At 43.3% G+C, this 16942-nt stretch carries 13 protein-coding genes; all 13 read right to left on the bottom strand.

Going from position 1 to position 16942, the window contains the following annotated elements:
- Positions 1-194: 194 nt before the first annotated feature.
- Positions 195-2579, bottom strand: a complete 2385-nt coding sequence (locus tag IH879_07925) for a DNA internalization-related competence protein ComEC/Rec2 (GenBank protein MCH7674864.1) — start codon at positions 2577-2579, stop codon at positions 195-197.
- Between the two features lie 61 nt (positions 2580-2640).
- The gene (locus IH879_07930) at positions 2641-3240 is read right to left on the bottom strand and encodes a dephospho-CoA kinase (GenBank protein MCH7674865.1); all 600 of its coding nucleotides are present in this window, start codon (positions 3238-3240) and stop codon (positions 2641-2643) included.
- Positions 3241-3260: 20 nt separating this feature from the next.
- The gene (locus tag IH879_07935; GenBank protein MCH7674866.1) at positions 3261-4523 is read right to left on the bottom strand and encodes a hypothetical protein; all 1263 of its coding nucleotides are present in this window, start codon (positions 4521-4523) and stop codon (positions 3261-3263) included.
- A 326-nt stretch (positions 4524-4849) separates the two neighbouring features.
- A complete protein-coding gene (locus IH879_07940; protein ID MCH7674867.1) occupies positions 4850-6826 on the bottom strand; it encodes a PAS domain S-box protein in 1977 nt (658 codons plus the stop codon).
- A 187-nt stretch (positions 6827-7013) separates the two neighbouring features.
- A complete protein-coding gene (locus IH879_07945; GenBank protein ID MCH7674868.1) occupies positions 7014-7445 on the bottom strand; it encodes an ATP-binding protein in 432 nt (143 codons plus the stop codon).
- A gap of 170 nt (positions 7446-7615) precedes the next feature.
- Positions 7616-9187, bottom strand: a complete 1572-nt coding sequence (locus IH879_07950; GenBank protein ID MCH7674869.1) for a SpoIIE family protein phosphatase — start codon at positions 9185-9187, stop codon at positions 7616-7618.
- 48 nt (positions 9188-9235) lie between these two features.
- Positions 9236-10765 carry a sigma-54-dependent Fis family transcriptional regulator gene (locus IH879_07955; protein ID MCH7674870.1) on the bottom strand — a complete coding sequence of 510 codons (1530 nt, stop codon included), beginning with the start codon at positions 10763-10765 and terminating at the stop codon, positions 9236-9238.
- 134 nt (positions 10766-10899) lie between these two features.
- A complete protein-coding gene (locus IH879_07960; GenBank protein MCH7674871.1) occupies positions 10900-11544 on the bottom strand; it encodes an HAD-IA family hydrolase in 645 nt (214 codons plus the stop codon).
- Positions 11545-12918: a dihydropyrimidinase gene (hydA, locus tag IH879_07965; protein ID MCH7674872.1), complete on the bottom strand. Its 1374-nt coding sequence runs from the start codon at positions 12916-12918 to the stop codon at positions 11545-11547.
- A gap of 47 nt (positions 12919-12965) precedes the next feature.
- Positions 12966-13946: an ornithine carbamoyltransferase gene (locus tag IH879_07970; GenBank protein ID MCH7674873.1), complete on the bottom strand. Its 981-nt coding sequence runs from the start codon at positions 13944-13946 to the stop codon at positions 12966-12968.
- 52 nt (positions 13947-13998) lie between these two features.
- Positions 13999-15180 (bottom strand): YgeY family selenium metabolism-linked hydrolase, encoded by a 1182-nt coding sequence (locus IH879_07975; GenBank protein ID MCH7674874.1) that lies wholly within the window; start codon positions 15178-15180, stop codon positions 13999-14001.
- A 36-nt stretch (positions 15181-15216) separates the two neighbouring features.
- Positions 15217-16680: a pyridoxal-phosphate dependent enzyme gene (locus IH879_07980; GenBank protein ID MCH7674875.1), complete on the bottom strand. Its 1464-nt coding sequence runs from the start codon at positions 16678-16680 to the stop codon at positions 15217-15219.
- 50 nt (positions 16681-16730) lie between these two features.
- On the bottom strand, positions 16731-16942 hold a 212-nt coding region (locus tag IH879_07985; protein ID MCH7674876.1), incomplete at its 5' end, for a threonine synthase.

Below are 16942 nucleotides of genomic sequence, written 5' to 3' on the forward strand. Positions count from 1 at the left end.
TGTGGTTTAACTTTTCCAAGGATTTTTCATCATTTACCACTTTGATGAAATTCGGCTTTTTCGCTGAAGCAGTACGATTCTCTATAGAATTGTTAAGAAATCCGTGTTCATCAGTGTTAATCCGTGGCTAAAGTTAATTTATCTTTTGATTGCGGCTTCGTCGCACTGTGAAAATCCGTGGCTAAACTCTTTTTCTATTTCCAATGAATTTGCTGAATTTTCCTTCCATCCGTTTTGAGCAAAATCGCCGCATCCCGATCCGTACGCAATATTTTTGATTGAATTGAATGCAGACGCTCTACCACCTCGGCATGGGGGTGGCCAAACCGATTCATCTCACCTACCGAAATAACGGCCAATTCCGGTTCTACTAAGTCAAGCAAAAGACGATTACTTGAGGTTTTACTTCCGTGGTGGCTTACTTTCAGCACTTCACTTTTGAGTACATCTTCAAATCCGGAGATCTGATGTTCGCCGGCTTGTTCCACATCGCCCAAAAATAAAAAATCTGATTCTCCATAAGAAATTTTCAAGGACAACGAAGCATCATTATGTGATAACTCGACTTGAGGTTGAAAACTCTGTGAAGGATGCAGAACATAAATTTGCACCGGGCTGAAATCGGTAATGACAGTGCCTGTTTTAAAAATACGCCGCTTTATATTTAAACTATCCACCAGGCTAAGATACTCACGAAAGAGCCGGGTATCTTTCTCAAGGCCGTTATCCCAAACCTCTTGCACCTTAAAGTTACGCATAATGTATGGAACACCGCCAAGGTGATCCGAGTCCGCATGTGACACAATCAAAGCATGGATTTCGTTGATTCCTTCACGTTTGAGATAGGGTGCGACGACCCATTTTCCGGCGTCATACTTAAATCCACGCGGCCCCGCATCGATGAGGGCGTTTCTGCCGTCCGGAAAAGTCAGTAAAGCTGCGTCACCCTGTCCAACGTCAAGAAAAGTAACTTTCAATTCTCCCTGGCCTTTACCATCTCCGGTCCAAATAAAAAGATTTGCTAAAAGCAATACGTAAATAACCAGCCACCGCCTGGCTTGTTTAAAGTTAAAGAAATTTACTACCAAAAGCAGGCCGGCAAAATAAGCCATCATTTGTATAAACGAAAATTTATAAATCTCCCAATGCGTAAAAGGAATCTGGCTGCCCCATTCAACCAGTTTAATCAAGATATGCAAGAAAAACCAGGCCGTTGTCAAATAGATATCTGCCAAAATGGGGACAAAAATATTGAGCACAGCGGCGATGAGTCCATTTGCCAAACCTAAAAACGCAAGCGGAATGATCAGTAAATTTGCGAGTAGAGAAAAATTTGAGATACGATTAAAATAGATAATTGTAAAAGGAAGTGTACCGAGAAAGGCCGCCATCGAGACAAAAAGAAGATCGAGAAAATAACGAATAAAGGCATTTCGTTGGAATTTTGAAGTCACGCCCCTGAATGATTTGAAGCTCTTAAATTTAGGATAAAGATAAACGATTGAAGCAACTGCTGCAAACGAAAGTTGAAAGCCGGACTGGAATAAATCCAATGGATTGAAAATAAGCAAAATAAGTGCTGCTAAAGAAAGAATGTTGAATGAATCGGTTTTTCTTTCCAGCAAGCTTCCGATCAGGAGAAATCCACCCATGGTTGAAGCTCTTACAACCGGCGGCTTGAGGTTGGTTAAGTAAGCATAAAAAACTAATCCTAACAAAGTTAGTATAACTCTCCCTGAGTATGGGACTCTTAGCATGCTAAAGACTCCCATAAAAATCAAGATAATAAATCCAACATGCAATCCTGATACCGCCAGAATGTGAATCACCCCCAATTTTGAAAATGCATCTCGCAGCTCAAACGGAATCTCGCCGCGTTCTCCAATCAGCAAGCCGCGTAGAAGGCCTGCTTCCTGGGCCGGAAGATTTTCTGCGACATAGTTGTCGAGATATGTTTTGGCCGGGAAAACAACTTTTCTGAGGAGCCAGCTTCCCTGATCCGAGGAAACTTTTTTAATGTGGGAGCTACTTGAAATGATCCCAAAAATTCCCTGCGCGGCTAAATAGGCTCGATAATCAAACTCTCCCGGATTTCTTTCATCTCTAGGTTTTTTAAGCCTGCCGTGAACTACAATTTTATCTCCATATTGAAATGGAACCCTTAGTTCAGGAACGCCAACTAAAACCCGGCCCTCAACAAGAAAAACTTTTTGCTTAAAAAAAATCTTTTCAACTTCGACCGTCAAATTGGTTTTATCAACTCTGCGTTCGGGGTATTTGACAATTACACCCAAGATCGCCACCGGATCCCGGTTGTTTGTAAATTTTGAAATGTGGTCGCAGGGGAAATAGCCGGCATGAAGTTCATACAGTAAGATTCCGGTAAGGATTAAACCTGCACCCAGGCAAATTTCCTTTAAGAAGGTTTTAGCTCTGTTAGCATACCATAATGTAAATGCACCAAAAAATGATAGAGCCCCTAAACCCAAAAGAGGAAGTATCGGGAAATCGAAATATTTCCCAATTAGAATGCCGGAGACGAAAAGAAGGAGGACCTTTAAGGCGGGTCTTGATTGCATTTACATGAATTTGGTTTACACACTGAGTGAAAAATCACACTGATAAAATCAAATGTAGGATTTAAATCTTAGAAAACAACCAATGGTAAAAGGCATCAACTTTTTTTGCTAAATCGGAAAGCGAACCTTCATTGTCAATAACATAGTCTGCACGTTTAATCTTTTCCTCTAGCGGTATTTGAGAGTTCATGCGCTTAAGAATTTCTTCCTGAGAAAAACCGTCTCTTGATTTAATCCATTCAATGCGTTTTTCCATGGGTGCGGTGACAACGACTACCGCATTTAGAATCCGCTCCATTTGGGATTCATAAATCAAAGCGGCTTCGACCCCCACTAGTTGATGGTTTTCTTTTTTAAATTGATTAACTCGACCCTGGATCGCTTTAAAAACCTGCGGATGGATTATTTGATTGATACGTTCACGAGTCCCAGCATCGTTGAAAACAAGCTGGCTTAGCAGGTCTTTGTTTACGGTTCCGGAATCTAAATAAACATCTTTACCAAACTCTGTAACAAGAGCCCGGCGAATTTCAGGCGAGTGGTTGGTGAGCTCTTTTGCAAGGGGATCCGCTTCAATAATGGGGACTTTTTTTTCTTTGAGAAAATTGCAGACGGCGGTTTTACCGGAGCCGATTCCACCTGTGACGCCAAAAAGTAGCATGGATTTTACAATGGGCCAAGTTAAAAAAAACTGACCCTAACTCCCTTAAATTTTGTGCCATCTAAAAGGTGGCCGGGGCCAGCAGTAAATTTATTGTATTGAACATCAACATGGTTTCCCAAGAATGACAGGATAGCATTTGATTTCAGTTGAGGAACCAGAATGAAAGCAATTTTAAAAAGCCCAGAAGATCTTAAGCCAAATCCATCAGTATCGTAAAAGACAGCGCCACCGTCATCCTCATACCGGCCGTGTCTCAGAGAAATCAATTCTAAAATGTTTAACTCCCACCCCCGGCTTGTTTCAATTCCGGGCTTTGAATTTCCTGTAATCACATTGTCAAACAACCCAATATCACTAAACACTCCTTGGTAAGTGATATTCCCTGTGGGGCTCCTTTTCACCAAGAGGTCCCGAGCCTCTGAAGACCATTCAAAATCAACCAACCGAAAACTTAGATCCCCATTTGAGTAGATGATTCCGGTGTTAACACTAACTGCCATTCTTGCCACTCGAGGAAGCGGGTCTCCTTGCGCCGTATTAAAGTAACTGATCTTACTACCCATATTACTTCTTGAGTAACCTAATCCAGTCAGAAGAAATGGCCGGAATCGTTCATTTATTTTAGTGTTTCGGTGAGTAAGTTTAGAAAAAGTTTCAAGTAACGGCAGATGAGCTATCAAGCCAAAGTCATAAGCATTTACATTAACCTGAGAAGCCCTAATTTCAGCGCCAGCACCAATAGCCGCCAGATTTGATTCAATTCTCTTGTAATTAAAACCAAGACCAATTTTTACACCGAAGTCGGCACCCATACCAAGTGAGAAAATATCAGCATGTTCAGAGCTTTGAAAGACACCGATAATTTCAGGACTCGTTTCACTGGTAATATTTTGCGTCCCAAGGTTTAAAAAAACCCGGGTGTAACCTGCTCCAATACTGGCGGGTATTCGGTTGTGGATTTTGAACTTGTATCCAATAAGAAATGATTTGGCATCAAAATTTAACCCCTCGATGTTAGACTGCGGCAGCCAATTTGCTTTACTGGGATAGAACTCAAATTGAAAGGAACGACTCAGCGTGGCTAAACCAAGATGTGCGGGATTAAAGGAAACAGATAAAGGATCGTGCTCAGCGGAAGCCACAGAAGTGCCCGCCATGCCGTTCGCTCGCAAAGAGGGCTGAATCAAAAGAAAAAGTAAAGCTGCTTCGCTCTGGGAGCTTGCATAGGGAATGATCGCAACGGAATTGAAGATTAAAGCTAAAACAAGTATCTTCATCATGACATCCTCAAAGGTATTCTCGCCAAGAAATAATTTAAATAAACTTTCAAGGAATGTCAAGACGGAAGAGAAATTGTCTGAATGTCCCCCATTTTCCCGGAGTTCAAGACAGGAGTGTAAAAATCAGTCCGAAGGATGTATTTTTACCTTTGTCAGAGCCTTGCAAAAATACGCTTCGCTGATTTTTGCACTCCAAAAAATAACATTTTCACCATATTTTTAATACATAAGGGTTAAATTATCAAACAATTAAACCGAATACCATACAAAATTTTTGGGGGACATCCTGGGAAGAGAAATCGTTAAATGATCACTTTAGCTTGCTCTTAATTCCGTCTCCTACCATGTTTTTTGTCAAGCTCTTTACGAACCGCGTTCGCCAATACTTTCTGGGATATTGGTTTTGTAACAAAAGAACCAGCCCCCAGTTTAATAGCGGTTTGGACTCTGTTTGACATCGCGTAACCGGATAAAATGATTGCTTTTTGCTTTGGCTCAAATTCCAGAATTCGCTTATATGCCTCCACACCATCTATTCCATCCATGACCATGTCCACGATTAAGAGATCGTAATGGCGCTTCTTCAGATGCGTAACCGCTGTCTCACCGCTTGAAACGACCTGGACACGATACCCTAAACGCCTAAGGAGTTGACCTGCAACTCTTCTTTGTATAGGATCATCGTCAACAATTAATATTCTTTCGTCGCCGGAGGCTGATTTTACTTCACTCATAAGAATTTTTCTATCCACAGCTTTATTTACCGGAAAATAGAGTGAAAAAGTTGTGCCTTTGCCTGGCTTTGAATCCACCTGGATATACCCATTATGATCTTCAACAATACCGTGAACAATACTCAAGCCCAAACCGGAACCCCTTCGGCGATCCATTTTTTTTGTAGTGAAAAAGGGATCGAATATATTATCAATGATCTCCGGCCGAATACCAGCACCGGTGTCCGAAATAGATAGCTTAACATATTCGCCACGATCAATTGTTTGATAGCCCTTTAATGGAATATCTAAATAGGTATTTTCCGTCTTCACGGTCAAAACACCTTGGTTATTCATTGCCTCTATGGCATTATTAATCAGATTAGTTAAGGCACGGGTTAGTTGAGCAGCGCCTCCTTTAACTAAAAATATGTCCGGCGTAAAGACTTCTTTGATAACTATTTCTTTTGGAAACTTGCCCAGGGTAAGAATTCCGTGCAGCAATTCATGAAAATCTATCGGTTCCATTGCGTAATGCCCACGGCGACCGAGAGCCAATAACTGTTGATTTATTTCAGCGATTTTCTTGGCGGAATCCTCCATTTCATGGAGCATTTCCAAAGTCGGATGCCCTTCGGGTAACTGCTCACGTATCAGGACAGGGTAAGCTGCAAGAGGAGAGAGCAGGTTATTAAAGTCGTGGGCAATTTGTCCCGCTACCCTCCCTGCTGTTTCCAATCGTTGGACACGTGCCAATTCTTCTTGTAAGCGCTTTTGTTCTGTAATATCTTTAAGAAACCACAAATACGCAGGTTCTCCACGCCACTCACTAATTGTAGAAGTGAGTTCAACCCATTTAACTTTACCACGTTTATCAATAATTCTCAAAGAATCTAATCGAGAAGATTTTTCCGAAATTCTCTTACTATGTTTTTCTGCAACAAACTCGCGATCCTGTGGATGAAAAAGTTTCAAGTATGGCCGAGAAGTAAGATCCTTTCCCCGGTAGCCAGTTAGCTTAAGCGCCGTGGCATTAAAAAACTTAATATGGTCATTCTGAACGATGAAAATCGCTTCATTTGAACTACCGACTACCATGCGATATTTTTTTTCTGACTCCAATAGAGCCGCTTCCGTCATTTTCCGGGAAGTGATTTCCCGAACAATTGCCAGGACTTTGTCCGGACCATTGACAACCATGCGCGACTCGTAATCGTGAGGTTCGCTGTTTTGAATAATCTGGTATTCCAAGGTTTGCGGCTGCCCGGTTTTGAGAGCACATTTTATGGAAGCCATTGCTCTTTCAGAGAGGTTTTTAGGCAATAAATCAGTCAACTTTTTTCCAAGAAATTCCTTGGGGAGCAGGAGTGGGGCAACTCCTTTTGCCGGAATGAAGTCCAAATAAGTTCCATCTTTGGATATTTGAAACATCATATCGGGAACCGCGTCGAGCACTGCTTTGCATTGAACTTCGCTTTCGTGCAATGCCTGGTTTCCCTTAATCTCAGCTTTTTTGAGTTCAGTTACCCGCTTTCGAAGGTACTGCAACTCTTTAATTAGTTGATCCTTGTTTTTTTTTCGATCATTCATTCCAGTCTTCAAAATTCATGGGTAGGTCTAAAGGTGCTGAATCGATTATCTATATTGTGGAGGAGCCAACAGGGCCAATTATCAGGTGCCATTCTCTCCTCTTGAAAAGGAAGGTATTGCCAAAGTGAATTTAGTAGATTTTAACTAAATAATGCAAGGTTGGTGACAGGAATTTAACAAAAAGTTTTCACCGGTTAACATGGATAACCATTCTTGTTACATTGCCACCTCTGGGTATTTTTTTCATTTCAACTTCATCAACAAGATTTTTGATTAGAAACATGCCCCACCCTCTGGGATCATCGATACCGTTGATCTGTTTTTCAATTTTAGGGACCTTAACTTTTTTATTTAAGCCCCTACCCTCATCTTTAACATTTACTTCCAGGCTTTCTTTATCCATTTTTAAAGTTACCAAAACTGTGGTATCCTTTTTAAATTGATTCCCATGTTCCATGGCATTGCTGCATGCTTCAGAGATGGCGGTTTTCAAATCCTCAATCCGGCTCGTATGAAACCCCATAATTTTGGCGGCTGCAGCCGCCGACTCCATTGCTACCTTTTCATAGCCCATTACGGAAGGGATATGAACTTCGATTATTTTTTGTTTCTCAGACATGGTCGATCAAAAGAGACACAGAATTCACTGAGAACCACAAAAGCCCTCCCAAAAAATTAAAACTTTACCTAACCTGAAACTCTCAGATTCAATGGAATTTGTGTCGGCAAAAAGAAATCCTCCATGAACTTAGTACTTTTTATGCTTTTGGTCTCCTTCACAAAATGCGCTCATTCGAATTTCAAAACCACCAACGTAACATCATCTTCGATGTTTGAATCAGGGCTATACTGCTTCATTTCAGCAATTAACTTGTCAATCAATTCTGATGGCGGCAAGCTGGCGTTTTGTCTAATCGATTCAGCTAGCCGGTCAAATCCATAGGTTTCGTGGCTGCCATTCATCACATCGACAATTCCGTCAGTGTAGTGAATTAGCATATCTCCAGGCTGTAGTTCAATCGAGAGCTGTTCATAAACCGTGGCCTTTACAATTCCCAAAGGAAAGCGATCGGTTTTTTCCGCTTGAGGTAAGAAATCTATTTCCCCATTGCGTAAGAGAAAAGGCATGGTCTGGCCTGCGTTGGTGTAATAAAGTTTATGTGTTTTCGGATCAAAAATTCCATAAAAAAGTGCCACGAACATATGATTTTGAATATCTTTGTTCAAGCGGGAATTAACCATATTTAAGACCTCGTCCGTGCAGGTCTTTTCCTCAGCTGCAAATCTAACAGCACCCAATGCTGCTGTCATAACCATGGCCGCCGAAACACCGTGTCCTGAAACATCCCCAATGACAACTCCTAATCTCCCATCTTGAAACTGAAAAAAATCATAAAAATCACCGCCAACTTCTTTTGTGGGGATAGACTTCGCGCTTATTTGAATCCCATCTATTTCGGGAAACGAATCCGGCAGCATCTGTGCCTGCATATCACGTGCCACATTAAATTCATGCCACATGCGTGCGTTTTCCCGCAACGATTGTACCATCTGATCAAAGGATTGAGCTAACATTCCAATTTCATCATTGGATTTATAATCAATAGAGATGTCCCAATTTCCTTTTGCCACTTCTCTAGTGCTGTCGGTCAAACGCTGAACTGGCTTAAACACTTGTCGAATGGTAAGATAGACAACAACGCCGCCGACCAACATAACGAAGAGAACAAGTGGATAGAAAGTTGCTTTCAGTTTTTCCCTGCTCGCGTAAATGTCTTTTTCGTAACCTGTCGCTAAGATAACCCACTGCCATGGTGCAAAATATTTATAACTAGCGATTTTTTTTTCGCCTTGCCGCCCTTTTGCTTTCGTTCCCTGCCGGTAAGAAGTAAGGTTGGAGTAACCTTGCACGCCATCGTTGAGATCGATCTCATCCAGAATATCCTTAATGTGTTGAAAATCACTGTTGTATAGAGAACGGCCAACATCTTCAGGGTGAACGATTAAAACACCTTTATGAGGCTCATCTGCATTGTTGACCACCGCTACATAGCCATCTTTTACAATAACAATATCAGCAAGTTCTTTTTTCAACTCATCTGAAGGTTCCAGGGAATTTTTGTAGTGATGATCACACAAGGCAAACGCGTGCTGCGTTTTAGCTATAAGTATCTCTCTCGCCAGTTTTCTGATTTCAACTTTTGATTCACGATAAATTATGGAGCTAACTAACGCTACTGCTAGAATAATCTCAAAAACAATTAAAAGAATGAGTTTTAATTTAAGGGACATTTTACTTTTTATTTTGGAGCGTAAAACTTTAGCTTTGCTTAAACCGCTATCAAAATATTTACCAGTCATGTGAGGCAATGCTTGAACATTAAATTCATGGTTTGGAAGTCGCTAATTTTACCGCCGTATTCCCAGTCTATCCAGCTTTTTTTGCAAACCGAGGCGGCTAATCCCTAACTGGCGTGCGACTTCACTCTTGTTCCAATGGTACTTTTCAAGGGCTTCCTGAATCAGGTGGCTTTCTAATTGATCGACAGCGCCTCGCAAGGTATCGGCATGAAGTGCATTCGGCAATTCAATATTGGGAGACTTTTCATATATTTTTGGTGACAAATCTTCCCGTTGAATCACAGCGCCTTCACCAGAAAGTGTAATTGCACGCTCAACTTCATTCTCCAATTCGCGAACATTTCCGGGCCAACCATATTCAGTTAAAAGTCTCAAAGCTCCTTTGGAAAACCCTTTGATTTTGGTACCAAGTTTCTCTTCAAACTTTTTGACGAAATGATTCAACAGAAGCGGAATATCGTCCCGACGATTTCTCAATGGAGGAATATGTAACTCCAAAACACTCAACCGAAAAAATAAGTCCTCTCTGAAATTCCCCTCACGCATTTCATGTTCGAGATTTTTATTGGTCGCAACAACAACTCTAACATCTACAGAAATTTCTTTATTTCCACCAACACGCCGGAAGCTGCGTTCCTGCAAGGCTCGGAGAATTTTTGCTTGCGAACTCAAGGGCATGTCGCCAATTTCATCAATAAAAAGGGTACCGCCATCTGCCTGTTCAAAATAGCCGATATGCTTTTTGACACCGGTCGCCACACCAGACTCGATTCCGAAAAGCTCAGACTCAACAAGGTTTTCGGGAATAGCTGTGCAGTTTACCGCCACGAAAGAATTATCTTTCCGCGGGCTCTGGTAATGAATTGTTTTTGCGAGCAATTCTTTTCCGGTTCCGGTTTCCCCGTAAATCAAAACATTGGTCGGGCTTTTTGCTACATTCCTCGCCTGCTGAAGGGTTTTCCGGATGCTCTCACTCTGGCCGATGATTCGACCGCCTTCGTATTCACGCAACACCTCTTCGCGCAAAGCGATATTCTCAAGCTGCAATCTTTCCTGAGCGTCTTTGAGATCTTCGTACAATTGCAGGTTTTCGAGTGCCGTGGTGGAGTGACTGGCAACCGCCTCTAATAATTCGCTATCTGTTTCAGAATACATGTCCCCAGACAATTTTCCGCCCAAAAACAAACCACCGACGACTTTATCTCGTCCTGAAAACTCAAGCCAAAAAGAATGTTCGCCAGATAACTCTCCATTCTTTTGTTTTGAAATAAAGTCCAATATGAGCTTTTTCTTCATCACAGAAGACTTTGAGTCAAAGGCAGATTTAAGAAGGGTCTTCTCTAAACCGGGGCTTATTTTCTTTTCAAATCCTCTCTCAGCAACAACATTCCATTCCTTAGAAAAATCCAGAGATACACCATACTCCACACCCAAAGTGCCCATCAAAATGGAAAGAATTTCCTTATAAATTTGCGTACGGGTGCGACAATTATTGAGAGAGTGGGCAATTTCATAAAGCGTTTGCAGATGAAATACCTGCCGCTCTAAGTCAATTGAGTTTGCTTGTGATTTGTTCATTGGTCGTTGGAATTGAAGTAAGCATCAGAGCGTTAACCGAGTTAACAACTAATTATAGTTACATCACCAGAAAATGTCAAGGGTTTTCAGTCGGAGATCAAACTTCAACTTGCGAAAATATCTTTGAAATCTTTCTATTCGAAAACTTTTTTTAGCTCTACAAGATCATCGATCATAAAATCAGGATTAGTTTTAAACAGCACCTCTTTTTTTTTGAGTCCGTATGTGACCGCGCAAGTCCAAATATTCGCGGCTTTTCCAGCTTCTATATCGGTGGTTCCATCACCAACGATTGCGGCTTTATCAGGTGAAACGCTCAGCTGACTTAAAATATGTAAAATCGGACCAGGATCCGGTTTCATCTCTGGCAGGGAATCGCCGCCGAGAATAATTTCAAAAAAAATATCTGCATTAAGTCTTTCTAAAATCAAACGCGTAAACTCATACGGTTTATTGGAAACAACTGCCATTTTCTTTGCCTGAAAATGGCACAGAATATTTTCGACATTGGGATAAAAGGTAGAAAAATCTAGCAAATGTTCTCTGTAATGGCTACGGAAAATAGCAATCACCTCATCAATTTTCTGCAATTGATTTTTGGAAAGAGATCGGTTTATCAATTTTTTCAAACCATCCCCAACGTAGCTCATGACTACCTCCATTTCTAAAGGAGGCAAATCTAAATCCTTAAGAGCATAATTAACAGAATTGGCTAAATCACGGCGGGAATCGACAAGGGTTCCGTCTAAATCGAAAATGATTAGATCAACATGGGGCATTTAGTCTGTCTTAAGTAATTCTCCGAAAACATCTTTGCCAACAAATCGGCCGTTTTCAACCAGAGTGTGACCGCCCAAAATTGTATAGTCTAAGCTCCCGGAAATCGACATCCCTTCATAAGGGGACCAATCTCCATTTCCGTGCAGGTTTTCGGCGCGGACAACGTTTTCGGAAGCGGCATCCCAAATAACCAGATCTGCGCCTGCGCCAATGCGGATGCTGCCTTTCGAGGAAAGGTCAAAAATTTCAGCAGGATTTTTGGCTAATAATTGAACCATTTGTTCTAAAGTGATGCGTCCTTCAACGACCCCATAAGTATAAAGCAAAGGGAAAAGGGTTTCTACTCCAGCTAAGCCATTTGGAGTCAGTGGAAATCGTTTATTCCCCTCTTCTTTTTGAGCAATTGTAAACGGACAATGATCGGTCGCAACGACGTCGATCTCATCGTCTGCCAGGGCTTGCCATAAAGCTTCGCTGTCTTCTTTGGTGCGCAGTGGAGGTGTTGTTATCCAGTAGTACCCATTTTCTTTTTTATAATAGTCTTCGGAGAGTACCAAATATTGCGGACAGGTTTCGAGGTAAAGCTTCACGCCCCGTTCACGAGCTTTCAGGGCTGCTTCAAGTCCGGCGCGGCTGCTCAAGTGCACGATGTAAAGTTGGGTATCAAGCTCGCCGGCAATCTCAGCAGCCCTGGCGATGGCTTTGGCTTCAGCCTCGGCCGTTCGGCTGCGAGGGTGGTAAATAGCTGCTAAATTTCCAGCATCGACATTTTTGGCAGTCATCGACTCAATGAGATCGTTGGCTTCCGCATGCAAACAGACCAGCCCGCCGTTCTCATTAACCGTCTTTAGAACTTGCCGAAACTCCTCCCAGGTGATCATCATGCCGATTTGACGGTAAGTAGAAAAGACTTTGTAAATAGAAAAACCTTCCTCGATTAGCTTGGGGATTTCACTCACTCGTTTTTCCGGCAGATCAGTGACATTCACGTGCAGGCCGTAATCAATGTGCGACTTTCCCCGTGCTTTCTCAATTCGCACATCAACGGATTCCCGCAAAGACTGCCCTTTCTCTTGAACGGTAAAATCGATGATTGCGGTCACGCCACCGCAAGCTGCGGCAATCGACCCGGACTCAAAATCGTCGATGGAATGAGTATCCATTATGGGAATGCCCATGTGGGTATGGGCGTCGATAAAACCGGGGAAGACAAGTTTATGGGTTGCGTCTATTTTTTGAGAGGCCTCTACATGGATCTTAGGTTGGAGGGCTGCAATTTTTCCATCGAGAATGCCGATATCCAGGGCTTTCTTTCCAGTGTCTGTAACAACCTCACCATTACAGATAATCAAATCAAATGCTCGATCTTCCATCCTCTATTCTCTACCCTCTATTCCTCAATCTTCTATCCTCAAGAAATTCACATTGTCAGCGCCATCAACGCCTTAGCCGTGTGCAAACGATTTTCCGCTTCCTGATAAATCACCGAATGCGGGCCATCGATGACTGCATCTGTTACTTCGTTGCCACGATCCGCAGGCAGGCAGTGCATATAAATGGCATCCGGTTTGGTTAGCTGCATGAGTTTTTCATCGCAAATCCAGCTTTTGTATTTTTTGGAAATCTCTAACGCATCTTCGGGTTTATGAAAGAGAGACTCGATGCCCCAACTTTTTGGATAGACAATGTCGGCGTCCTCGAAAGCAGCTTCCATTGAATCGACAACCTCAAACTTGACGCCCGCTTTTTCGGCGTTTCCCTTCGCTATTCGCAGCGGCTCTTCCATCAAAGTGTACTCGGGAGGATGTGCCAGAGTGACGTCCAGGCCAAATCGAGTCATGAGCATGATCAGGCCTTGCGGCACTGACATGGGTTTTGCGTAAGACGGCGCATAGGCCCATGAGACGGCGATTTTCTTGCCGCGCAAATCTTTGCCGAACTTCTCGCGAAGGGTCATCAAGTCTGCCAAAGTCTGGCAGGGATGATCGACATCACACTGCATGTTGATGATTGGCTTGTCCGCCCATTTGGCGACTTCCCGCATGTATGTGTTTCCTTCTCCCGGCACCAAATCGTGGCGAATGGCAATTCCGTGACCGTAGGATGAAAGAATGATTCCTGTGTCCTTTGCACTTTCTCCGTGGGCAATCTGCGAAGTGCCCGCATCAACAAAATGCGCATGACCGCCAAGTTGGGTAATGCCTGCCTCAAATGAATTGCGCGTACGGGTTGATTTATCAAAGAAAAACAGGAAAATGGTTTTATCCGGCAGATGCCGGTGCGGCTCACCATTCTTGAATTTTTGTTTTAAATCAGCAGCGGTTTCCAGAGCGATTTCGATTTCTTCGTCTGTCCAATCCTGTGTTGAGATGTAATCTTTGCCTTTGAGTGTTTGGTTCATTGAAAAATCCTTAAACAAGTTTCCGCTTACTGGTAGTTCCTGGTTAATTTGGTTAGAAATTCCTGACAAACTCGGCATAAAAAGCAACGGCTTTGTGAAGATGCTCAACGGGAATTCGCTCATTCGGTGCATGTGCATAAATTTCATTGCCTGGGCCAAAACCAAGGGTCGGGATGCCGTATAATCCCATGATGCCCACGCCATTCGTTGAGAAAGTCCACTTGTCGACTTTAGGATCTTTTTCAAAAAGATTCCTGTAACTTTTGACACCGGTTTGCAATGCCGGATGGCCTTCTTCCAAGACCCAGGTGGGAAAATACGATTGCATGCCATAATCCAACCCGGTGTAACTCGGAACGGTGTATTCCGGCACCCAGGCTTTGGCCTCGTCTTTTTTGAAAGAAGGTAAGCTTCGTATCTCTTCCAAAGCTGACTCAATGGTTTCGCCGGCAGTCAAGCGCCTGTCGAGGTGAATTGTACTGGAGTCAGCAACGGCACAAAAAGATGGTGCCGTGGAACGCACGTCCGTCACAGTGATACTACCTTTTCCTAAAAACGCATCGTCTTTTAACCGTGTGTGCAGCTCTTCTATTTCTTTGATGACCCCTGCCATTTTATAAATCGCGTTCACCCCACGCTCCGGCGCAGAGCCGTGACTCGAAATGCCGTCGACCTGAACTTTCATTTCCAAACGCCCGCGATGACCGCGGTAGATATTGAGATTTGTCGGTTCCGTGATAAGAACTGCGTCTGGTTTCATTTTTTCTTCTTCAACAATATATTTCCAGCACAAACCCTCACAATCTTCCTCCATAATAGAAGCGACAACCCAAAGGGTTAAATCTTCCGGCATGCCAACTTCTTTTAAAACTTTTCCGGCATAAACGGCGCTAGTCAATCCGCCTTTTTGGTCGCAAGAGCCGCGGCCGTACATCTCGCCGTCGATGATTTCACCCCCTGTCGGATCGACTTCCCAATTATCGAGATTGCCAATATCGACCACGTCGCAGTGGCCATCAATCACCAATGTTCTTGGGCCGTTCCCAAGTCGCCCATAGAGGTTTCCCAGTTTGTCGACTTTGACTTCATCATAACCAATTGCTTCCATTTCTTGCTTAATCCGGGCAATTACTTCGCCTTCTTTGCCACTGCCGTGTGGGAACTTCACTACATCCTTTAAGAACTCTACCAAATTCGGTTCGATGAACTTCGCGTGTTTCAGAACTTCATTCATTTAAACATTTCTCCGTGGTTTTGTATATTTGTAATTTTAAACAACTCCTGCTTTTTCGTTAAACTCAGAAATTAATTCATCAATCTCGTTAACTTGTCCTTGCACCGAAGTCCAGTACTCGGGATAGTCGTACCACTGGGCATTGAGCTCCTCGACTTCCTTTCCCTGTTGTTCAATCCAGGTGAAGTACTTCAAGTTGTGTACGCGTTTGCGTTCCGGATAAGTCAACTCCAACATAAAATCAGTTGTAATGCCCATCAGGTAACGGTGGTAATCGCGAATCGCGTCGTCACGAGTGTAGTCGCCAAATTGTGTGCGCAGTTCTGCTAACCTGCTCTGGTAAAGCTCCATTGAATCCGTGAAAATTGTGAAAACAACATCCCGCTCGGTCAATTCATAATATTTTGCAAACTTGATTGCTGAAATAAGATTTCCAATGCCCGAAATTCCAACTAAGTCCAGGCTTTGAATCATGTCATCGTTTACACCAACGCTCGCGAGATACTCCTGGCCGACCGGTTCATTGAACAACCGAATCAGGTTCATGCAAAACTCATCATCGACAGCCACCACCATATCCGTGTTTCGCACATTGTGAATCCAGGGCACGTGTTTGTCGCCAATTCCCTCGATTCGATGAGCGCCGAACCCGTTCTGTAAAAGCGTAGGGCACTGAAGGGCTTCAGCCGCAGCGATTTTACTGTTGGGATATTTTTGTTTGAGATAATCACCGCAAGCAATGGTACCGGCGGAACCGGTGGAACTGGTGACCCCGGCGAACCGATCTCCCTCTTTCATGGTATTTTGCAAAACTTCTTCCATTGCCTGACCCGTGACATGATAATGCCAGAGGTAATTACCAAATTCATCAAACTGGTTGAAAATAACGATGTTGTCTCGAGTTTGGCGAAGCTCCCAGCATTTATCGTAAATTTCTTTGACATTCGATTCGGAACCAGGCGTTGCAATCACCTCGCCCGCGACCGTTTTCAACCACTCGAAACGCTCTTTGCTCATCTCTTCGGGTAAAATGGCGATAGACTCACAGCCAAGCAGCGCAGAATTATACGCACCGCCGCGACAATAATTCCCCGTTGAAGGCCAAACGGCTTTGTGTTGAGTCGGGTCGAATTGCCCAGTCACCAGTCGCGGTACCAGACAAGCATAGCTCGCCCCGACCTTGTGTGCACCGGTTGGGAACCACTTACCGACCAAAGCAAAAATTCGCGCTTTCACACCCGTGAGCTCAGTTGGAATTTCAAGAAAATTCACGCCGCCAAACTGGCCACCCTCTGCTTTGGGTTCATTTTTCCAGGTGATGCGAAACAAATTGAGCGGATTCACTTCCCAAAGGCCAACGGATTTCAATTGCTCTTTAATACTCTCCTGAATGCTTTCCGGGTGAATCATTTCCTCAAAAGTAGGGATCGTTATACCACGCTCACGAGCACGTTCTAATGAAAGCGTTAGTTGTTTTTCATTTCGGGTAAGATCGATCATTTTATTTCCTTATCCTCTATATCATGCAAATTTGCATTTCAGCATATTCCCTACTTGAATATACCTAACTTTTGCTCCACATCCTCAAGAGAATTTTCAACTACAACCGGCTGCTGCTTCACAGCGTGCATCGCCCCCTCCACGTCCTTTAGACCGTTTCCTGTAACCATAACTACCACATGATCATCTTTCCCGCAGGTTCCGGATTCTGCCAGCTTCTTCAAACCGGCCAAGGCAGTTGCCCCGGCCGGTTCAGCAAACA

It is taken from the genome of candidate division KSB1 bacterium (assembly GCA_022562085.1).
Lineage (GTDB): Bacteria > Zhuqueibacterota > Zhuqueibacteria > Oceanimicrobiales > Oceanimicrobiaceae > Oceanimicrobium.